Consider the following 19,762-nt stretch of genomic DNA (forward strand, 5'->3'; position numbering starts at 1 on the left):
CGGCGGCTGGCCGCCCGGCTGCGCCAGGAGCAGCAGCTGCGTGCCCGCACGGAGGAGCAGCGCCGTCGCACCCGCGACCGGGAAGCGGCATTGGCCGGCCGGCAGCGCGCGTTGGCCGCGTGCGCGCAATCGCCGCTGTTGCAATCGACGGCAGCCGCCCAGCATTATCCGCCCGACCCTCAAAGAATGCGGACAGCGGATGAAACCGAACCATCGCCAGACGCATCGCCCGGCCGGGACGGCCGATGCGCAGGCCCTGCTGACCCGTGCGGTCGCCCTTCACCAGGGCGGGCAGCTGGCCGAGGCCGCGACGCTCTACGATCAGCTGCTGAAACGGCTGCCGAGGCAGGCGGATGCCCTGCATCTGTCGGGCCTGATCAAGGCTCAGACCGGGGCGCTGGCGGAGGGGATCGAACGGATCCGGCAGGCGGTGAAGGCCGACACGCGACAGCCGCTGTTCCATGTCAATCTGGGCCGGCTTCTGGACGCGGCGGAGCGGTGGGAGGAGGCGGCGACGGCCTTCCGCGCCGCCGCCCGTCTGGCGCCGCTCGACCCGACGCTGCCGCGGCTGGAGGCGGCGGCGTGGACGCGGCTGGGGCAACATGGCCCGGCGGCGCAGGCGCTGCTGCGGGCGATGGCGCTGGAGCCGGCGGATGCCGAGAGCGCAGGCTCGCTGGGCGACGCCTTGTACGACTGCAACCGGTTCCTGCCGGCAGCCGGCTGGTACGGACGCGCCGCGACGCTGGAGCCGCACCGGATCCTGGCGGCCTTCAACCGGGGAGCGGCGTTGCGCGACGCCGGCCTGACGCAGGATGCGGCGATGGCCTATCGGGCGCTGTGCGCGCTGGCGCCGCAGATGGTGGAGCCGGTGGAGCAGCGCATGCAGCTCTGCCACCGGATCGGCGACCCGGCGGGCGCCACGGTGGCGGCGCGCCGCCTGCTGGCGCTGGCCCCCGGCCATGCGGTGGCGGCCCGGATCCTGGGGGCCCAGATGCCGGACAGTCCGCTCTGGCTGGTTCGGGCGGTGGCGCTGGACCCGATGGCGGAGGATGCACTGCTGACGCTCGCCGGCCGGCTCTATGCCCAGGGGCGGGCGGCGGCGGCGGAGCGGCGCTACCGGCACATGCTTGCCCTGGCGCCGTCCGCGGGACTGGCGCTGTCGGGGTTGGGGCTGGCCCGGGCATCGCTTGGGCTGGAGGGGGCGATGCCGGCGGTTCTGCGGGCGGTTCGGGTGGCGCCCGAGGATGCGGCGCTCGCCGCCAATGCCGGATCCGCCTTCCATCTGGCGGCGCAACCGGAAACGGCGCTGTCCTGGCACCGGCGGGCGCTGGCGCTGCGGCCGGCCGATGCCGCCGCCTGGGTCAATATCGGCACCCATCGGCTCGACGCCGACGCGACGGAGGAGGCGATCCCGCCGCTCGACCGGGCGCGGCGGCTTGCCGATCCGGGACAGGAGGCCCTGGCCAATTCGAATCTCGGCGTCGCCTGGATGGCGCTCGGCCTGCATGCCGAGGCGGTGGGGGCCTTCCGGGCCGCGCTGGAGCGGGCGCCCGGGGATGCGGCGATCCGGTCCAACCTGCTGTTCTGCCTGTGTTTCGACGACGGTGCCGATCCGGCGGATGTCTTCCGCGACCATCGCGGTTTCGAGCGGCATCTGCCGGCCGTGCCGGCCGTCCCCCATGCGGTGGAGAGCCGCGATCCGGAACGGCGCCTGCGCGTCGGCTATCTGTCGCCCGATTTCCAGCGCTATCCGGGGCCGGGCTATCATTTCCTGCTGCCGCTGGTCGAGGGGCACGATCGCACGGCGGTGGAGGTCACCTGCTACCACAACGACCGCAGCCGCGATGCCACCACTGGCCGTTTCCGGGCGGCGGCCGACCGCTGGCGCGACGTTGCGGCGATGACGGACGAGGAACTCGACCGCCGGATCCGGGACGACCGCATCGACATCCTGGTCGATGCCGGCGGCCACATGTCGCGCAACCGCATGCCGCTGATGGCACGGCGGCCAGCGCCGCTGCAGGTCAGCCTGCCGCTCTATCCCAACACCACGGGATTGAGCGCCATCGATTACCAGCTGGCCGACGCCCGCCTCGCCCCGCCGGGGGTGGAGGCGCTGCATGTGGAATCGCTGATCCGGCTGCCGGGCTGCGTGCTGTGCTACCGTCCGGCGGAGTCCGCCTGCGCACCGCCCGACCGGCCGCCATGGATGCGCAACGGCCATGTCACCTTCGGATCCTTCAACAACATCACCAAGGTCAACGCCGCCACCATCGCGCTGTGGGCGCGGCTGCTGGCTGCCGTTCCGACCGCAAGGCTGGTGCTGAAATGGCGGGGGCTTGGCAATGGCGGCGGTGCCGACCGGCGCCTGCTGGCCGCCTTCGCCGCGCATGGCATCGGGGCGGAGCGGCTGGAACTGTGCGGCATCACCCCCGATCCCTACCAGGGGTACACCGCCATCGACGTGGCGCTGGATCCCGTCTTCGCCAATGGCGGGACCACCATCTGCGACGCGCTGTGGATGGGCGTGCCGGTGCTGAACCAGACCGGACCGACCAAGATCGGCCGTTGGGGGGCGAGCTTGCTCGCTGCTGTCGGGCTGGGGGATCTGGTGACGCCGGACGATGACGCCTATCTGGCGCTGGGCGTCCGGCTGGCGACCGACCGCGGTTTTCTCGAGATACAGCGCGAAGGCCTGCGCGAGCGGACGCGCCGCTCCGCCCTGATGGACGAGGCCGGCTACGCCCGCGCGGTGGAGGCGGGCTACCGCACCGCCTGGCGCCGCTGGTGCGCCGGCCTGCCGCCCGCCGCCATCGACGTCACGGCGCCGAACGGGGAGGGGAGGGCATGACCGTCTGCGACCTGTCCGCCGTCCGCAGCATCCTGGTCGTCAAGCTGGACGAGGCCGGCGATTTCGTGATGGCGACCCCCTTTCTGCGCGGCCTGCGCGCAGCCGCCCCGCAGGCGCGCATCCTGCTGGCGGTCCGCGAAGCGGTGGCGGATCTGGCGGCGACCTGCCGCCATGTCGACGGCGTGGTGGCGCCGCGGCCGAAGGAGGGCGGCGGCTTCGATTTCCGCGGCGTCACGCCCGGTGGGCTGGCTCTGTTCGTGGAGTGCTACCGTGCCGGCTTCGATCTGGCGCTGGTGCCGCGCTACGACTTCGACCGGCACGGGGCGACGACGCTTGCCGCCAACAGCCGGGCACGGGTGGTCGCCGGCTTCTCGGAGACGGTCACGCCATGGAAGGCCGAGGGCAACCGCGGTTTCGACCGGGCCTTCACCCTGGCGCTGGCCCCGCCGCCCGGCCGGCACGAGGTGGAGCAGAATGCCGCCCTGCTGGAAGCGCTCGGCGCCCGTCCGGATCTTGGCCCGCTGGAAGTGAGCTTGACCGCGGAGGACCGCGAACAGGCACGTCGGCTGCTCGGCCCATCCGGCGGCCGTCCGCTGATCGCCGTCGCGCCCGGCGCCGCCAGCCCGCGGCGGGACTATCCGCTCGACCGGCTGACCGCCGTCGTTGCCGTCGTCGCGGCCGGGCTGGATGCACGGGTGGCCGTGCTGGGCACTGTGGCGGAGCGGCCGGCGGCTTTGGCCATGGCTGCCGCTCTGCCCGGCCGGATCGCCGACCTGACCGGCGCCACCGGCCTGAGGGTCGCGGCGGCGGCGATGGGCGAAGCGGTGCTGGCGATCGCCATGGATTCCGCTCCTGCCCATCTGGCAGCAGCGGCTGGCGTGCCGGTGGCGGTCTTTTCCTGCCATCCCGAGGGTGGCGACCCCAACCACATCCATGCGCCGGAGCGTTTCCGGCCCTGGACCGGGGGACGGGACGGGCGGGCGCTGGTCCTGCGTCCGGCCGCAGTGCCGCCCTGCACGACCGCCTGCATCGCGGCGGAGGCGCACTGCATCGCCGCCATCGACCCGAGCCATGCCGCAGGCCGCATCCTCGCCCTGGCCGCAGCCGAAGCGGAGGAGCGGCGATGACCGATCCCCGCCCCGGCGGAGTCGGTTGACGCTGCCGAAGGCAGCCTATCGCAAAGGTTGCTTTCGAAAAGGAAAGTGGGCGGACCCGCGGTCAAGCGGATCCGCCCGAGGCGAGGAGACTGAAGGCCGGCGCCCGAACGTGCCTTGTGAAGGTGCCGACGCTTCGGAGGACCGCCCGCGCGGACTGCGCGGCCGATCCGCCGAACCGAGCCGTCTCCTATCCCGTTACCCGGCGATCAGACCGCGCAGCTGCCGGTTGGCGACCGCCAGCATGGCGAGGTCGACCACCGGCTGGGCGCGCAGCTCGGCCAGAAGCTGTTCCACCCGGTCCACCACCAGGCTGCGGCTGGCGATCCAGCCATCGACCGCGGCGGCCTCGTCGCCTTCGCTCTCCAGCACGCGCACGGTCAGCGCGCTCTGGTGGGCGAACAGGTCGTCGACGATCGCGGCGACCGCCTGGCGCTGCCAGTGGTTGTCGACCTTGGCGCCGCTGGCGCGGTCGCGCAGCCATTCCAGGCCGAAGCGGCGGCCCAGCCCGAAATAGACCGAGGCGACCCCCTCGACCGCACGGCCGGTGCGCTCGGCGATCCGCACCAGATCGGGGGCGGCGGCCAGCACCGGCAATGCCGCGATCCGGCGGGCCAGATCCTCGGGCACGCCCTGGGCGATGGCATCGGCGACGCGGGCGGCAAGGCGGGAGGATTCCTCGGCATCGAGGAAACGGTCCAGCCCGGCAGCCAGAGCCTCCACCCCCGGACGGAAGGCGGCGGATTCGCCGCCCATGTCCAGCGGGTGCGGGCTGTGGGCCAGGAACCAGGCGACAGCCCGGTCCATCAGATGGACCGTCTCCAGCATCAGCGCGGTCTGCAGCGCCGCCGGAACGACGGTGTCGAGCGCGTCGATGGCGTCCCACAGCGGGCGCAGCTGGAACACGTCGCGGGCGATGGCATAGGCGCGGGCGACATCCGCCGGACCCAGGCCGGTCTTCTCCACCATGTCGCGGACGAAGGTCGGGCCGACGCGGTTGACCAGGCTGTTGGTGACGGCGGTCGCCACGATCTCGCGGCGCAGCCTGTGGCGGAAGATCGCATCGCGCTGGCCCTCGCGCAGCGGCTGCGGGAAGTATCGCAGCAGATCCTCGACCGTCGCCGGGTCGTCGGGCAGCTCCGACGCCAGCAGTTCGTCGTACAGCGTGATCTTGGCGTAGGCCAGCAGCACCGCCAGCTCCGGCCGGGTCAGGCCGCGGCGTTCCGCCATGCGCTGGGCCAGCTCCTCGTCGGTCGGCAGATACTCGATGGCCCGGTTCAGGCGGCCGGTCTTTTCCAGGTTGCGGATGAATCGGGCCTGCGCCTCCAGCAGCGACGCCCCTTGCGCCTCTGCGATGGTCAGCGCCTGGGTCTGGCGGTAATTGTCGGCCAGCACCAGCCCGGCAACCTCGTCGGTCATCGCCGACAGCAGCATGTCGCGCTGTTTCAGCGTCATGTCGCCGCGCGCCATGACGTCGCCCAGCAGGATCTTGATGTTGACCTCATGGTCGGAGGTGTCGACGCCGGCCGAATTGTCGATGGCGTCGGTGTTCAGCCGCACGCCCTTGCCGTCGCGTCCTTTTTGGGCGGCTTCGATGCGGCCGCGCTGGGTGACGCCCAGGTTGGCCCCCTCGCCGACCACCCTGGCGCGGATCTGCCCGCCGTCGACGCGCAGCGTGTCGTTGGCCTTGTCGCCAGCCTCGGCATTGGTCTCGGTGGACGCCTTGATGTAGGTGCCGATGCCGCCGAACCACAGCAGGTCGACCTCCGCCGTCAGCAGGCGGCGCATCAGCTCGGCCGGTGACAGGTGGGCCTGCTCGATGCCGAAGCGGGCGCGGACCTCGGCCGACAGCTCCACCGTCTTGGCGCTGCGGTCGATGATCATGGCGCCGCTCGACATCCGGCTGCGGTCATAGTCCGCCCAGGAGGAGCGGGGCAGGGCGAACAGCCGGTTGCGCTCCTCCCAGCTGGCCTCGGCGTCCGGATCGGGATCGAGGAAGATGTGGCGGTGGTCGAAGGCGGCCAGCAGGCGGATGTGGCGGGACAGCAGCATGCCGTTGCCGAACACGTCGCCCGACATGTCGCCGACGCCGACCACGGTGAAGTCGGTGGTCTGGATGTCGGTGCCCATCTCGCGGAAATGGCGCTTCACCGACTCCCAGGCGCCTCTGGCGGTGATGCCCATCGCCTTGTGGTCGTAGCCGGCCGATCCGCCCGACGCGAAGGCGTCGCCCAGCCAGAAGCCATGGTCGACCGATACCCCGTTGGCGATGTCGGAGAAGGTGGCCGTGCCCTTGTCGGCGGCGACCACCAGATAGGGGTCGTCGGCGTCGTGGCGCACCACGTCCTTCGGCGGCACGATCGAGCCGTCGGCGGCGAAATTGTCGGTGACGTCCAGCAGGCCGCGCATCAGGGTCTTGTAGCACTCGATGCCTTCGGCCAGCGCCGCCTCGCGTCCGGCGCTTGGGGCCGGCGGACGCTTGACGACGAAGCCGCCCTTGGAGCCCACCGGCACGATGACGGTGTTCTTCACCATCTGCGCCTTCATCAGCCCGAGGATCTCGGTGCGGAAATCCTCGCGCCGGTCGGACCAGCGGATGCCGCCACGGGCGACCTTGCCGCCGCGGAGATGGACGCCTTCCATGCGCGGGCTGTAGACGAAGACCTCGACCCACGGGCGCGGCAGCGGCAGCTCATCGATCGAGCCGCTGTCGAGCTTGAAGGATAGATGCGGCTTCGGCGCACCGCCCGCACCGGCCTGATAGGCGTTGGTGCGCAGGGTGGCGCGGACCAGGTTGGCGAAGCGGCGCAGGATGCGGTCGTCGTCCAGGTTGGTGACGGCGTCCAGCGCATCCTCGATCTGCTCCAGGATATGCGCCTCGCCCTTTTTCGTGTCCGTTGGGGCGGACCGGGCCTGCGGGTCGAAGCGGGCGGCGAACAGCCGGGCCAGCAGGCGCGCGGTCTGCGGATGGGCGGACAGCGTCGCCTCGAGCGTGTCCTGGGCGTAGGCGAAGCGGGCCTGCTTCAGGTACTTCGCATAGGCGCGCAGCACCGTGACCTCGCGGCCCGTCAACCCGGCGCGCAGGACCAGCCGGTTGAAGCCGTCATCCTCCATCCGGCCGTCCCAGATGTCGGCGAAGGCCTCCTGGAAGGTCTGCTTGACCTTGACGCAGTCGACCGGCATCCCGGTCTGGGTACGGGCGGCGAAGTCGTGGATCCAGACCGAGGGGACCGCCGACGCACCGCCGGCCGGGCGCACCTCGTAGGGCTGCTCGGTGATGACCTTCAGGTCCATGTGCTCCAGCATCGGCAGCACGTCGGACAGCGGCACCGGCCGGCCCTGGTGGTAGATCTTGACGTGCAGCTCGTCGCTGTCGGCCTCCAGCGGGTGGAACAGCACGATGCCGAGCCGCTGTTCGGTGAGCGCGCGTTCGATCTGGCCGATGTCGTGCACCGCGGATTCCGCGGAGAAGATCTCGCGGTAGCCGGCGGGGAAGGCGTCGGCGTAGCGGCGCAGGCGGGCGTTGCCGATCTCCTCGCCGTGTGCTTCGACCAGCGCATCGCGCAGCCGATCGGCCCAGCTGCGGGAGACCTGGACCAGCCGTGCCTCGATCTCGCCGACGTCGACGGCGGGAACCTTGCCCGGCTCGGTCTTCACCATCAGGTGCAGGCGGGCGAGCGCGCTGTCCGACAGCTGGGTATGACTGGAGGCGCAGGCTCCCTGGTAGGCGGACTCGAGCAGCGCCTGGATCTTGCGGCGGAGCACGGTGTCGTAGCGGTCGCGCGGCACGAAGACCAGGGCGGAGACGAAGCGCTCGAACGGATCGCGGCGGATGAACAGGGCGAGGCGCTGGCGTTCCTGCAGGTGCAGGATGCCGAGCGCGGTCTCGTAGAGCTCGTCCGACGGGGTCTGGAACAGCTCGTCGCGCGGGAAGGTTTCCAGGATGTTCAGCAGCGCCTTGCCGTCATGACCCTGCGGGTCGAAGCCGGCGCGCGCCATGACGCGGGCGACCTTGCGGCGCAGGAACGGGATCTCGCGCGGGCTGCGGTTGTAGGCGACCGAGGTGAACAGCCCGACCGCCAGCGTGCCCCCCACCACCTTGCCCCGGTCGTCGAAGCGCTTGACCAGGATGGCGTCGAGCGGCACCGCGCGGTGGACGGTGGCCTGCCGGGTGCCCTTGGTCACCAGCAGGGCGCGCGGCTGGTGCAGGAAGGCACGGATTTCGGCGGGCAGCACGGCGGCGTGGCCATGCTCGTCGAACACGGTGATCTCCGGATCGCGCAGCACGCCGAGCCCGCTGCCTTCGACCAGTTCCAGCCAGGGATCGCCGTCGCCGTCGCCGAGGGTGGCGATGTACTGGCGGCTGCCCAGCAGCGTCATGTTGCCGTCGTCGACCCAACCCAGGAAATCGGCGGCCTCCTTCGACTCCTCCGCATCCGGGGCGTTGGCGATGCCGTCGCGGGCGGTGCGGACACGCTCGCGCATCGGCGTCCAATCCTCCACCGCGGCGCGGACGTCGGCCAGCACCCGCTCGATCCCCTCGCGCAGCCGGGCCTGGGCGTCGGGATCCGACAGCGGATCGATCGAGCAGTGCATGAAGGATTCGTCGCGCGCGCCGTCCCGTGCCTCGCCCGGTTCCAGCAACTCGGCGATGCGGCCTTCGGCATCGCGGACGACGCGGGTGACGGGATGGATGACGAGATGGACGGTGACGCCCTGCCGGTTCAGCTCCGCCGTGACGGAATCGACCAGGAAGGGCATGTCGTCGTTGACGATCTCCACCACCGAGCGTTCGGATTGCCAGCCATGCTCGTCCAGGCGCGGGGTATAGACCCGCAGCTTGGGCGCGCCGGCCTCTCGCTGCTGCCCCCATTGCCACATCGCCAGCGCCGCGCCGTAGAGCTGTTCCGGCGTGGCGCGCAGCAGGTCGTCCGGGGGCACGTTGGCGTAGAAGCGCTTGACGAAGCGCTCCGCCCGCGCGTTCGGAACCCGGCTGCGCACCAGTTCGGCCAGTTGCTGCCGCAAGTCGCCCGCCAGATCCTTCGTCGCCGTCCGCATGATGGTGGATGTCTCCTCTCGGTATTCTTAGGAATGGTACTACCACCCCCAAACCGACAATTCGACGGCAAATAAACGGCAGGATTTCTGACCAAGCGGCGATTTTTACTCCTTTGGGGGTATTTCTCCAAAGATTCGGACAATCCAGTCACATATCCGCCGAATTTATCCAAAGCGCATTGACATCCCGTCCATCGCTGGCTCCGCGGCAAAGGCGCACAGTGCCCATCTGCCGCACCTCCCGGTGGTCACTCCCTTGCCGGAAACGGGTGGAAGCCGAATCGATCCGGTGCGGCAGCGGCTTTGCCGGCAAATCGTTGGCGGAGACGGGATGCGCGCGACAAAAAATGGCAGCATTGCTGACCGAATGGCTTTGCCGATCAAGACGGGGCATTTCCCGACAATGTATCGACAAGACGGTGGGCGTGGGTGTCATGCCGGCGGCACTGGTCATTGGCCTGTGCCGCTGGAGGGCTGCGGCCTTACCCCCAGCCCTCCTCGATTGGCAGTTTCCCGAGCCCATATTCTCGTCCATTGCCGGACTGCTTGTAGCCTCCGGAACGCGCATGGGGATCCCGGGCGGGATGGTTGATATGGACCTGCCCGGACCGGATTCTGCGGGCGGCCAGACCGCCGCGAGCCGGGACGTCCCTGCTACGAACAAGTTCTGACAGATCGACGAAGCGGAAGCCGTTAGCACTGGTCGGCAGGTCGGGAAAAAGGTACGATGGTCCGACTGCCCGACGTTGTTCGATCCGTCGACCGGGTCGATGCAGAGCTTTGGAGCCAAGAGGACGCATCCTTGATTGAAAACAGTCCCATGGTCTTCGAGAAAGTCGATGTTCAGCCGGCCTATCATCTGGTGGCTTCGAACATTGAAAAATGCATCATGCAAGGGATCTACAAGGTTGGGCAGCAGTTGCCCTCCGAATTGGATCTCGCCAAGCAACTCGGGGTCAACCGTTCCACCGTGCGCGAAGCGATTCGCGTGCTGGAGCAGAGCGGGCTCGTGTTCCGCAAGAGCGCCCGCCGTCTGGTCATCAGCCTGCCACGGGAACAGGTGCTGGCCTCCCGTGTCAGCCAGGCCATGATCCTGCACGAGATCACATTCCTCGAATTGTGGGAAACCATGCTGCCGCTGGAGGTGCGCGCGGCGGAACTGGCGGCGATCCGCGCGACAGACGAGGAGATCGAACGGCTCGAGGTCAATCTTCGGGAAACCGCCGATTGCCTGGAGCATGAACAGAAGCTCGTCGCCCTGGACATCGAATTCCACCTCCTGGTCGCCAAGGCGTCGCGCAACCGCGCTCTGCTGCTGGCGCGGGAGCCGATCGGCCTGCTGTTCTACCCCGCCTTCTATCAGGTGATGTCGCGGCTGAATGCCAAGGATCGCCTGCTCTCCGCCCACCGGGAAGTCGTAAACGGAATCCGCAACCGCGATCCCAAGCATGCTGCGCAGTGGATGGAAAAGCACATCAAGGATTTCCGGCGAGGTTACGAGCTGGCTGATCTCGACATGAACCAGCCGGTCGACAACAGCAGCTATTTCGAATGACCGGGGGCCGCCGTCAGGCGCGGCGGCGGCTGCGGACCACCTGCTCCATCGACGTCGCGTGAAGGCCCGCCTTCACGGCGTCATAGGCGGTCATGTTCACGGTGCGGACCAGCGGCCGCCAGCCACCGGAATCGTCCGGTTCCAGGTCGATGATGTTGAGGCCGGCGTAATCCTGCTCCAGAGCCGCCAAGGCGGCCAACCCGCAGCCGAGGGCGTGGCACAGGATGGCGCGGTTCACGCCGTCGTGCGCGACCAGCAGCAGGGACCGCCAGTCCGGTGCGGCGACCAGCCGGTGGAAGGCCGCGCCCACCCGTTCGGCGAAGGCGGCGAAGGCGTCGCCGCCAAGGAACCGTCCCCCCTCCTCGCCGCAAGGCGAGTAGGCGCTGGCCAGCCGCTCCTCGATGCCGTCCACCGGCAGATCCCGCAGCCGGCCGCCGCGGATTTCACGGAAGCCGTCATCCTCCTCCAGCGGCAGCCCACGCCCGGCGATGAGGATCCCGGCGGTTTCCCGCGTGCGTGGCAGGCCGGAGCACACCGCCCGATCGATGGGGACAGCGGCCAGATGAAGGGCGAGCGCCTCCACCTGCTTCCGCCCGGCCGGCGTCAGCGCGACGTCGCGCGGGTTGTGCGGCTGTCCCGACCGGTCGAAATACGCCACCTCCCCGTGCCGTACCAGATGGACCCGGCGGCGGACCGTCTCCTGCCCCGTCATCCTGCCCGCCTCACTTCGGCTGCATGCGCAGCGCGGCGTCGAGCCGGATGACCGACCCGTTCACCATCGGATTCCCGACGATGGACAGGACCATGCGGGCATACTCCTCCGGCTTGCCGAAGCGGTGGGGGAACGGGATGTTGGCGACGATGGCGTCCTGGACCTCCTGCGGCATGGCGGTGACCATTGGCGTTCCGAACAGGCCGGGCGCGATCGCCGCCACCCGCACGCCGTGGCGGGCCAGTTCGCGGGCGGCCGGAAGGGTCAGGGAGGCGACGCCCCCTTTCGACGCCGCATAGGCGGCCTGTCCGATCTGCCCCTCGTAGGCGGCGACCGACGCGGTGTTGACGATCACGCCGCGCTCCCCGTCCTCCAACGGCTCCAGCGTCGTCATGGCCGCGGCGGCGAGCCGCATCAGGTTGAAGGTGCCGATCAGATTGACCGACACGACGCGGGCGAACTCGTCGAGCGGCTGGGGCCCGTCGCGGCCGACGATGCGGCCGGCCGGAGCGATGCCGGCGCAGTTGACCAGGATGCGTGCCGGTCCGTGGGCGGCGGTGGCCATGGCCACCGCGCATTCGGCCGAGGAGGCGTCGGTGACGTCGCACGGAATGGCGATGCCGCCGGTTTCCGCGGCAACCGGCGCCAGACGTTCGGCGGACAGATCGAGCAGCGCGACCTTCGACCCGGCGGCGGCGAAGGCCCGTGCGGTGGCGGCGCCAAGGCCGGAGGCCGCGCCGGTGACGATGACGGGATGGGTCGACGGATTCATGTCCGGCTGTCCTCGACGATGGGGAGCGGAGGGGGAGGTCGGAAGCCGACGAAGCGCGCGACGCCGTCCGCCGGCTCGCTGGAAACCGTCGGAGCGGTCATGGGGTGGCGCCATGGGCTGCGAATTCGCGCGCTTTCAGTTCCCGGCGCAGGATCTTGCCGCTCGGGTTCTTCGGCAATTCGTCGACGAACTCGATGCGGCGCGGGTACTTGTACGGGGCGGTGAGGGTCTTGACGAAGTCCTGCAGCTCCTTCACCAGCTCGGGCGAGCCGGACAGGCCGGCGCGCAGCACGACGAAGGCCTTGACCACCTCGCCGCGCTCCTCGTCCGGGCTGGGCACGGCGGCGACCTCCTGGACGGCCGGATGCTCGATCAGGGCGTTCTCGACCTCCAGCGGGCCGATCCGGTAGCCGGCAGAGTTGATCAGATCGTCATTGCGGCCGAGATAGTGGAAATAGCCGTCGGCATCCAGCGTCGCCCTGTCCCCGGTCAGGAACCAGCTGCCGTCCGGCCCCTCCAGGCGGCTGTCGGCGGTGCGTTCCGGATCCTTCCAGTAGCCCAGCATGACCTGCGGGTTGGGCAGCCCGACCGCCAGCAGGCCGGGGGTGTCGGGCGGCAGCCGGCGGCCCTCCTCGTCGATCACCGCGATGTCGGACCCGGGCGCGGCGCGGCCCATCGAGCCCGGACGAGGCTGGTCCGCCGCCATGGTCAGCACGGTCATCAGCGTCTCGGTCTGGCCGTAGGCCTCGCGCAGCGGCACGCCGGTCAGCGCGGTCCAGCGATTGACCACCGCCGGGTTCACCGACTCCCCGGCGGAGATCGCCTGGCGCAGCGCCGACAGGTCGAGGCCGGCGACGTCCTCCTGCACCAGGCGGCGGAATTCGGTGGCGGCGGCGCAGAAGACATTCACGCGGTGGCGCACCATCCGCTCGAAGCGCGCGCGCGGGTCGAAGGGACCGTCGTGGAAGACCACCGCCGCTCCCCGGCTCCAGGGGCCGAACAGGATGCTGGTGCCGGCCTTGCTCCAACCGGTGTCGGCGGTGCACCACATGACGTCGCCGCGCTGGAGCCCATGCCAATGCTCGGCCGAGACGCGCCAGGCGTAGAGCGCGCGGGCCGCGTGGGTGACGCCCTTGGGATGGCCGGTCGAGCCGGAGGTGTAGAAGAGGATCGCGGGGTCTTCCGCCTGGACCGCCGCCGGGACGAAGGCGTCCGGCGCCTCCTCCAGCGCTGCCGCCCAGCTGGTCCAGCCCGTCGGCGGATCGCCCACGGCGATGCGCAGCGCCGGCATCCCGGCGATGGCGGCAAACTTCGCGGTCGAAGCCGCCGTCGTCACCACCGCCCGCGCTTCGGAATGGGCGAGGCGGTAGGCGATGTCCCGCTCGGTCAGCATCTCGATGCAGGGAATCGGGATGGCCCCCAGCTTCAGGCAGCCGACCAGGGCGATCTGCCATTGGGGAATGCGCGGCAGCATGACCAGCACCCGGTCGCCCTTGGCGATGCCGCGCGCGGCCAGCGCGTTGGCGAAGCGGTTGGTCAGCCGCGCCATGTCGGCGTAGCTGTAGCGCTCCTCCTTTCCCGCCGCATTCGACCAGAGCAGCGCGGTCAGCGCCGGGTCGGCGGCGTGGCGGTCGACGACATCGGCCCCGAAGTTGAAGGTTTCCGGAACGTTCCACGCGAAGGGCTGGCCGGGCGCGGTGGTGGTGGGCATGGCGTTTCCTCCCCCTTTGGGCGGGTTGATGCGCGCTTGTGGGCGGTCTTGATTGCCGCTGGCGCCTATAGGACCTTATCCGCGCGCAGCCGCGCGACATCGTCGCCGCCATAGCCGAGCGTGGCCAGAATTTCGTCGGTGTGCTCGCCCAGCAGCGGCGGCGGCGTGCGCAGCCGCCCGGGCGTGCCGGAGAACTTGATCGGGAATCCCAGCTGCGGGATCCGGCCCTCCACCGGATGGTCCATATGCAGAAGCATGTCCCGGTGCTTGAGCTGGGGGTGCTCGAACGCCTCGCTCATGCTGTTGACAGGGGCGACCGGCAGGTCGGCGGGGCCGAGCAGATCCATCCACTCGGCGCAGGTCCGGCTCGCCATCAGGTCGCCGACCCGCGCCATCTGGGCGGCGGCCTCCGCCCCCTCCGGCCACTGCCGGTCCTTCAGATCCCCAAGTCCGGCCAGATCGCAGAAGCGGTGCCAGAAATTCTCCTCGATGCAACCGAGCGTGATGCAGCGGCCGTCGGCGCAACGGAAGACGTTGTAGCAGGGCGCCTGGCCGAGGAAGCGGCGCTCGCCGCCCTTGGGCTCGATGCCGGCGAAGAAGCGGTCGGCGGCGTGGTAGGCAAGCCAGGCAACCACCCCGTCGGTCATCGAGACGTCGACGAACTGGCCGCGCCCGGTGGCCTGCCGGGCGAGCACCGCCGCCAGGATGCCGAAGGCCGCCATCAGCGAGCCGCCGCCCTGGTCGGCGATCGACAGGCCCGGCACGATGGGATCCTCCCCGGCCCTGCAGAACAGCGGCAGGGCGCCGGCGATCGCCATGTAGTTGAGGTCGTGGCCGGGAGCCCTGGCGAAGGGACCGTCCTGCCCGAAGCCGGAGATCGCGCAATAGACCAGACGGGGGTTGTCGCGGGCCAGCGTCTCGTAGCCGACGCCCAGCCGGTCCATCACGCCGGGCCGGAAGCCCTCGACCAGCACGTCGGCCCGGAGGGCGAGCCGCTTCAGGATCGCCTTGCCCTCCGCGGTCTTCAGGTTCAGCGTGACGCTCTTCTTGTTGCGGTTCAGCAGCAGGAAGGAGCCTGATTCCGCGACGTTCAGCGGTTCGAAGGCGCGGTTGTAGTCGCCGCGTCCGGGCTCCTCGATCTTGACGACCGTGGCTCCCAGATCGGCGAGGAGCTGGGTGCAGAAGGCGCCGGGCAGCAGGCGGGTCAGGTCGAGCACGACCAGCCCGGCCAGCGCCTCGGCAGCGGGGGGAGCGGTGGGGGAGGGGGCGGCCGTCATTGCGCGGTCCACCCGCCATCCACCAGGATGCTGTGTCCGGTGACATAGGCCGAGGCGGACGACGCCAGGAACACGGCGGCGCCGATCAGCTCGTCGGGACCGCAGAAGCGGCCCATCGGCGTCTGGCCGAGCAGGCGGCGGGAAATCTGCTCGTGTTCGCGGACGCCGGCGGTCAGGTCGGTTTCGACGAAGCCGGGGGCGATGCTGTTGACCCGGACGCCGGAGGCCGCCCAGTCGATGGCAAGCGACTTGGTCATCATCTCCAGCCCGCCCTTGGCCGCGCAGTAGGGCAGCGTCTTGCGCAGGCCGACATGGCCGCCGACCGAGCTGATGTTGATGATGCTGCCCGTTCCGCGCTCCACCATCGCGGCGCCGAAATGGCGGCAGCAATGGAAGACGCCGCCCAGATTGATGTCGACGATCGGCTGCCAGTCCTCGCGGGTCAGCGTTTCGGCCGCCTTGTAGGTCGGATTGATGCCGGCGTTGTTCACCAGCACGTCGATCCGCCCGTGCCGTTCCAGGACGGCGGCGAGCAGTGCCGCCACCTCCTCCTCGCGCGCGACGTCGGCGGCGTGCCACCAGACCTTGGCGCCCTGGGCGTCCATCTCCCCGGCGGTGGCGGCCAGCGTGGCGGTGTTGCGGCCGCTCAGGACGATCTCCGCCCCGAAGCCGGCCAGTCCCCCGGCGATCGAGCGGCCGATGCCGCGCCCGCCGCCGGTGACCACCGCCACCTTTCCGGTCAGGTCGAACAGGCCGGCCATGCGCCGCTGCAGGGTGGGCGTCGAAACGGCGCTCATTGCACGCCCTCCCGCGCCAGCTTGCGCGCGATGCTCCAGCGGTGGACTTCGGACGGGCCGTCGTAGATGCGGAAGGGACGAACCTCGCGGAAGATGCGCTCGACCACCGTGTCGCGGGTGGTGCCGAGCCCGCCCAGCACCTGCAGGCTGCGGTCGACCACGCGCCAGATGGCCTCCGAGCAGATCACCTTGGCCACGCTCGATTCATGGCGCCCCTTGCCGCCCTGGTCGAGCACCCAGGCGGCGTGCGCGACGACCAGCCCGCAGGTGTGAAGATCCAGCTCGTTGTCCGCAAGCTGGAAGCCGATCCCCTCATGGTCGATCAGCGCCTTGCCGAAGGCGCGGCGTTCGCGGGCGTAGGCGGTGGCGACGTCGTGGGCGCGGTGCGCGGCCCCCAGCCAGCGCATGCAGTGGGTCAGCCGGGCCGGCGCCAGCCGGACCTGGGCGTAGCGGAAGCCCTCGCCTTCGCGACCCAGCACATCCTCCTCCGGAACGACAAGATCCTGGAAGGACACCACGCAATGGCCGCCTGGGAAGCTCTGGTCCAGCGTGTCGAGCGTGCGCTCGATCACGATGCCCGGCCGGTCCATGTCGGCGAGGAACATGGTGGCGCGCGGTTCGCCGTCGGGAGAGTCCTCGTCGCGCGCCATGACGATGCAGGCGCCCGCACCCTCGGCGCCGCTGATCAGCCATTTGGTGCCGTTGATCACGTATCCGCCGGGGGTTCGGCGGTAGCTGGTGAGCAGCAGCGACGGGTCGGAGCCGGCGCCCGGATGCGGCTCGGTCATCGCGAAGCAGGAGCGGATCTCGCCGAGCGCCAGGGGGGCGAGCCAGCGGCGCTTCTGCCGCTCGTCCGCCACCTGCTCCAGCAGATGCATGTTGCCTTCGTCGGGCGCGGCGATGTTGAGCGCCAGCGGTCCCAGCAGCCCGTAACCGGCCGCTTCGAACACAACCGCCTTGCCGCGGTGGTCGAGCCCCAGCCCGCCCCACTCCCCGGGCATGTGCGGGGCGAGCAGCCCGGCGTCGCGGGCCAGCGCGTTCAGCTCACGGCGGAATTCGTCGGACGGCCCGTGCGGGCCCTGGCGCGGGTCGTTTTCGAGAGGGATGAGGGCGTCGCGTACGAAGGACCGGGTGCGGTCCCTCAACGCGATCAGGTCGGGCGGCAGCGAGAAGTCCATCGGGGGTTCCTGTCCCTGGCAATGATCGTCGTGGAACGGGGGCGTTTCAGAAGCCGCGCCCTTGGGCGATGTCGTGGGTGAAATCGAACAGGCCGAGCGCGAGGGCGCCGAAGCCGGCGTAGCGCGGGTCGCTGGTGGTGCCGCTGCGGTAGCGGCCGTGGAGCTGCTGGAAGACCACCGCCAGCTTGAAAAGGGCGAGCACGCGATGGAACCGGAAGTCCGCCAGGTCGCGGCCGGTGCGGGCGGCGTAGCGTTCCGCCGCGTCCCGCCGGCTCGGGAAGCCGAAGCGCGCCGTCGGCATCTGCGCCAGATCGTGCATCGCCGGCGGATCGCCGGCTTCCGTCCAGTAGCTGAGCAGGGTGGCGAGATCGAAGAGCGGGTCGCCGCGCGTGCCCTGGTCCCAATCGAGGATCGCGACCGGTTCCAGCCTGTCGGGGTCGAGGATCAGGTTGTCCAGCTTGAAATCGTTGTGCAGCAGGGTCGGCGGGCCGGGCCGGACCCGGTTCAGCCGGTCCGCCAGCCAGCCAGCCAGCTCGACGGCCGGCGGCGGCGGGCCGTCCGGTCCGGCGGAGAGATGGGCACGCCTGATCCAGCCGGCGACCGCGCGGTCGAGGAAGCCGTCCGGCCTCCCGAACCCGTCGAGCCCGACGGCGGCCGGATCGACGGCGTGGATGTCGGCCAGGGCGTCGACCAGCAACGGTCCCAGCCGGGCGCCCGCCGCAGGCCGCCGCTCCAGCGGCGGCGGCGCGGCGCCGGCCAGCGTCACGCCCGGCCGGTATTCCAGCAGAATGAAGGGATGGCCGGCGACGCCGGCATCCTCGCACAGATGCAGGCTCTTCGGCGCCAGCGGCAGGGCACGCCACAGCCGGCTGAGGATGCGGTGCTCGCGGGCCATGTCGTTGGCGCCCGGCGGCAGCGGTCCGGGCGGCGGCGAGCGCAGGACGGCCGGGTTCCCGTCGACCGAGACCAGGAAATTCAGGTTGGCCAGTCCGCCGCTGAACTGGCGGGGCTGGGTTTCGCGGTCGAGCCGCAGCCCGTGCGCCGCCAGGTGGGCGGTGACCGCCGCCCAATCCAGTCGGGCGGTCTCATCGGGCGCGCGGAACATCGAATCTTCAAGCGGCATGGTCGATCCGGAGCAGGGGCATGGAGCGGGCGGCGGGGTTGCCGGCCAGCCTCGGCGCATTTATAGTCGGACTATCGGATCGTAGATTCAAAATTTGCTGAACGTCAAGAGGCTTGGGAGGGCAAAAAATAGCGAAAATTACGCCTAATACCGCGTTGCAGTGCGGAATATTGTGCGACACAAAAAATCAAGCCTCGCCGAAAGCCGCTTGACAGCGAATGATCACGGCAGCAATAGTTCGATTGTCCGACGATAAATGCAGCACAGGCCGCTCCTCAAGGGTGAGCGGCCGGGCCTTGCGCCCTGAAAAATGCTCCGGACCGCTCCATAAGGCCGCTTCCCGATCACCCTCTCTCGAAGCGAAGGGCAAGACATGCTGGGACACATCATCGGCTGGGCGCACACCCGCTTCGGCAAGTTGGATGGCGAAAACCTGGAATCGCTGGTGGTCCGCGTCGCCGCCGATGCGATCGCCGACGCCGGGCTGGACCCCGCCGACATCGACGAGATCGTCGTCGGCCATTTCAACCAGGGGCTCGATCCGCAGGGGTTCCCGGCTTCGCTCGCCCTTCAGGCCGACGGCGCGCTGCGCTTCAAGCCGGCGACCCGCGTCGAGAACGCCTGCGCCACCGGCTCCGCCGCGATCCGTCAGGCTGCCATGGCCATCGGCTCCGGGCGGGCACGGTCGGTGCTGGTGGTGGGCGTCGAGAAGATGACGGCGGCCCCGGCCGCGCAGGTGCAGGCGTCGCTGGCGTCGGCCAGCTATCTGGCGGAAGGGGACGGCGGCGACCTGTCCTTCGCCGGGATCTTCGGGCGCATCGCACAGCTCTATTTCCAGCGCTACGGCGACCGGTCGGACGCGCTGGCGCGCATCGCCGCCAAAAACCACCGGAACGGCGCGGCGAACCCGCTGGCCCATATGCAGAAGGATCTGGGATTCGAGTTCTGCCGGACGGTGTCCGACCGCAACCCGCTGGTCGCCGGTCCGCTGCGCCGGACGGATTGTTCGATGGTGTCCGACGGGGCGGCCGCGCTGGTGCTGGTCCATGGCGACGTCGCGGTGGGCGCAGCCAAATCGGTCGGGCTGCGGGCGCAGGCGCAGGCCAACGACGTCCTGCCGATGGGCGGGCGCGACATGACCCGTTTCGAGGGCTGTGCGGTCGCCTGGAACAAGGCGCTGGCGCAGGCCGCGCTCGGGCTCGGCGATCTCGATTTCGTCGAGACGCACGATTGCTTCACCATCGCCGAACTGATCGAGTATGAGGCGATGGGACTGACGCCGCCGGGCGAGGGGCACCGCGCCCTGCTGGAGGGCTGGACCGAGGTCGGCGGGCGGCTGCCCGTCAATCCATCGGGCGGGCTCAAGGCCAAGGGGCATCCGATCGGCGCGACCGGCGTGTCGATGCATGTGATGACCGCCATGCAGTTGATGGGGACGGCCAGCGGCATCCAGGTTCCGGGGGCGACGAAGGGCGGCATCTTCAACATGGGCGGCGCCGCGGTCGCCAATTACGTCAGCGTGCTGGAACGCGTGCGCTGAGTCCCTGCGGCCGCATCCGAACAAAAAACCGATA

General features: G+C 70.2%; 14 protein-coding genes. 4 read left to right on the forward strand and 10 right to left on the reverse strand.

Annotated elements, in window-relative coordinates; genetic code table 11:
• Positions 1-199: 199 nt before the first annotated feature.
• Together ABMY26_RS28430 and ABMY26_RS28435 are read left to right on the forward strand one after the other, a co-directional pair.
• Positions 200-2,851 carry a tetratricopeptide repeat protein gene (locus ABMY26_RS28430; RefSeq protein ID WP_372399536.1) on the forward strand — a complete coding sequence of 884 codons (2,652 nt, stop codon included), beginning with the start codon at positions 200-202 and terminating at the stop codon, positions 2,849-2,851.
• Entirely contained in the window at positions 2,848-3,978 is a 1,131-nt protein-coding gene (locus ABMY26_RS28435) for a glycosyltransferase family 9 protein (protein ID WP_372399537.1), read from the forward strand. Before ABMY26_RS28430 ends, ABMY26_RS28435 begins: the two co-directional genes overlap by 4 nt.
• A gap of 225 nt (positions 3,979-4,203) precedes the next feature.
• On the opposite strand, the gene ABMY26_RS28440 is transcribed toward ABMY26_RS28435, so the two are convergent.
• From ABMY26_RS28440 to ABMY26_RS28450, 3 genes are all read right to left on the reverse strand, one after another.
• Positions 4,204-9,063 (reverse strand): NAD-glutamate dehydrogenase, encoded by a 4,860-nt coding sequence (locus tag ABMY26_RS28440; protein WP_372399538.1) that lies wholly within the window; start codon positions 9,061-9,063, stop codon positions 4,204-4,206.
• A gap of 148 nt (positions 9,064-9,211) precedes the next feature.
• Positions 9,212-9,517 (reverse strand): hypothetical protein, encoded by a 306-nt coding sequence (locus ABMY26_RS28445; RefSeq protein WP_372399539.1) that lies wholly within the window; start codon positions 9,515-9,517, stop codon positions 9,212-9,214.
• A gap of 28 nt (positions 9,518-9,545) precedes the next feature.
• The gene (locus tag ABMY26_RS28450; protein ID WP_372399540.1) at positions 9,546-9,863 is read right to left on the reverse strand and encodes an aldehyde dehydrogenase family protein; all 318 of its coding nucleotides are present in this window, start codon (positions 9,861-9,863) and stop codon (positions 9,546-9,548) included.
• Between ABMY26_RS28450 and ABMY26_RS28455 the strand changes: the two genes are divergently transcribed.
• Entirely contained in the window at positions 9,791-10,618 is an 828-nt protein-coding gene (locus tag ABMY26_RS28455) for a FadR/GntR family transcriptional regulator (RefSeq protein WP_372399541.1), read from the forward strand. The two genes, ABMY26_RS28450 and ABMY26_RS28455, sit on opposite strands and share 73 nt — an antisense overlap.
• A 13-nt stretch (positions 10,619-10,631) precedes the next feature.
• Here the strand turns inward: ABMY26_RS28455 and ABMY26_RS28460 are convergent, their stop codons facing one another.
• From ABMY26_RS28460 to ABMY26_RS28490, 7 genes are all read right to left on the reverse strand, one after another.
• The gene (locus ABMY26_RS28460) at positions 10,632-11,330 is read right to left on the reverse strand and encodes a histidine phosphatase family protein (protein ID WP_372399542.1); all 699 of its coding nucleotides are present in this window, start codon (positions 11,328-11,330) and stop codon (positions 10,632-10,634) included.
• 10 nt (positions 11,331-11,340) lie between these two features.
• Positions 11,341-12,102, reverse strand: a complete 762-nt coding sequence (locus ABMY26_RS28465; RefSeq protein WP_372399543.1) for an SDR family NAD(P)-dependent oxidoreductase — start codon at positions 12,100-12,102, stop codon at positions 11,341-11,343.
• A 97-nt stretch (positions 12,103-12,199) separates the two neighbouring features.
• The gene (locus ABMY26_RS28470; protein WP_372399544.1) at positions 12,200-13,813 is read right to left on the reverse strand and encodes an acyl-CoA synthetase; all 1,614 of its coding nucleotides are present in this window, start codon (positions 13,811-13,813) and stop codon (positions 12,200-12,202) included.
• Positions 13,814-13,878: 65 nt separating this feature from the next.
• Positions 13,879-15,090: a CaiB/BaiF CoA transferase family protein gene (locus ABMY26_RS28475; protein WP_372399545.1), complete on the reverse strand. Its 1,212-nt coding sequence runs from the start codon at positions 15,088-15,090 to the stop codon at positions 13,879-13,881.
• Positions 15,087-15,887, reverse strand: coding sequence for an SDR family NAD(P)-dependent oxidoreductase (locus ABMY26_RS28480; protein WP_372399546.1), 801 nt, complete (start codon positions 15,885-15,887; stop codon positions 15,087-15,089). The genes ABMY26_RS28475 and ABMY26_RS28480 overlap by 4 nt, the downstream gene beginning before the upstream one ends.
• On the reverse strand, positions 15,884-17,065 hold the full coding sequence (locus ABMY26_RS28485) for an acyl-CoA dehydrogenase family protein (RefSeq protein ID WP_372399547.1): 1,182 nt from the start codon (positions 17,063-17,065) through the stop codon (positions 15,884-15,886). The genes ABMY26_RS28480 and ABMY26_RS28485 overlap by 4 nt, the downstream gene beginning before the upstream one ends.
• 46 nt (positions 17,066-17,111) lie before the next feature.
• Positions 17,112-18,188 carry a phosphotransferase family protein gene (locus tag ABMY26_RS28490; RefSeq protein WP_372399548.1) on the reverse strand — a complete coding sequence of 359 codons (1,077 nt, stop codon included), beginning with the start codon at positions 18,186-18,188 and terminating at the stop codon, positions 17,112-17,114.
• Between the two features lie 373 nt (positions 18,189-18,561).
• On the opposite strand from ABMY26_RS28490, the gene ABMY26_RS28495 reads away from it, so the two are divergent.
• Positions 18,562-19,728, forward strand: a complete 1,167-nt coding sequence (locus tag ABMY26_RS28495; protein WP_372399549.1) for an acetyl-CoA acetyltransferase — start codon at positions 18,562-18,564, stop codon at positions 19,726-19,728.
• Positions 19,729-19,762: the final 34 nt, after the last annotated feature.

The organism is Azospirillum sp. HJ39 (genome assembly GCF_041507355.1).
Classification (GTDB): domain Bacteria; phylum Pseudomonadota; class Alphaproteobacteria; order Azospirillales; family Azospirillaceae; genus Azospirillum; species Azospirillum thiophilum.

Excerpts from the sequence above, each read along its gene's own strand:
- ABMY26_RS28440 (WP_372399538.1), bottom strand. The coding sequence starts at position 9,063 with ATGCGGACGGCGACGAAGGATCTGGCGGGCGACTTGCGGCAGCAACTG.
- ABMY26_RS28455 (WP_372399541.1), top strand. The coding sequence starts at position 9,791 with ATGGTCCGACTGCCCGACGTTGTTCGATCCGTCGACCGGGTCGATGCA.
- ABMY26_RS28430 (WP_372399536.1), top strand. The coding sequence starts at position 200 with ATGAAACCGAACCATCGCCAGACGCATCGCCCGGCCGGGACGGCCGAT.
- ABMY26_RS28475 (WP_372399545.1), bottom strand. The coding sequence starts at position 15,090 with ATGACGGCCGCCCCCTCCCCCACCGCTCCCCCCGCTGCCGAGGCGCTG.
- ABMY26_RS28495 (WP_372399549.1), top strand. The coding sequence starts at position 18,562 with ATGCTGGGACACATCATCGGCTGGGCGCACACCCGCTTCGGCAAGTTG.
- ABMY26_RS28435 (WP_372399537.1), top strand. The coding sequence starts at position 2,848 with ATGACCGTCTGCGACCTGTCCGCCGTCCGCAGCATCCTGGTCGTCAAG.
- ABMY26_RS28460 (WP_372399542.1), bottom strand. The coding sequence starts at position 11,330 with ATGACGGGGCAGGAGACGGTCCGCCGCCGGGTCCATCTGGTACGGCAC.
- ABMY26_RS28480 (WP_372399546.1), bottom strand. The coding sequence starts at position 15,887 with ATGAGCGCCGTTTCGACGCCCACCCTGCAGCGGCGCATGGCCGGCCTG.
- ABMY26_RS28445 (WP_372399539.1), bottom strand. The coding sequence starts at position 9,517 with ATGACCAGTGCCGCCGGCATGACACCCACGCCCACCGTCTTGTCGATA.
- ABMY26_RS28470 (WP_372399544.1), bottom strand. The coding sequence starts at position 13,813 with ATGCCCACCACCACCGCGCCCGGCCAGCCCTTCGCGTGGAACGTTCCG.
- ABMY26_RS28465 (WP_372399543.1), bottom strand. The coding sequence starts at position 12,102 with ATGAATCCGTCGACCCATCCCGTCATCGTCACCGGCGCGGCCTCCGGC.
- ABMY26_RS28450 (WP_372399540.1), bottom strand. The coding sequence starts at position 9,863 with ATGCGTCCTCTTGGCTCCAAAGCTCTGCATCGACCCGGTCGACGGATC.
- ABMY26_RS28490 (WP_372399548.1), bottom strand. The coding sequence starts at position 18,188 with ATGCCGCTTGAAGATTCGATGTTCCGCGCGCCCGATGAGACCGCCCGA.
- ABMY26_RS28485 (WP_372399547.1), bottom strand. The coding sequence starts at position 17,065 with ATGGACTTCTCGCTGCCGCCCGACCTGATCGCGTTGAGGGACCGCACC.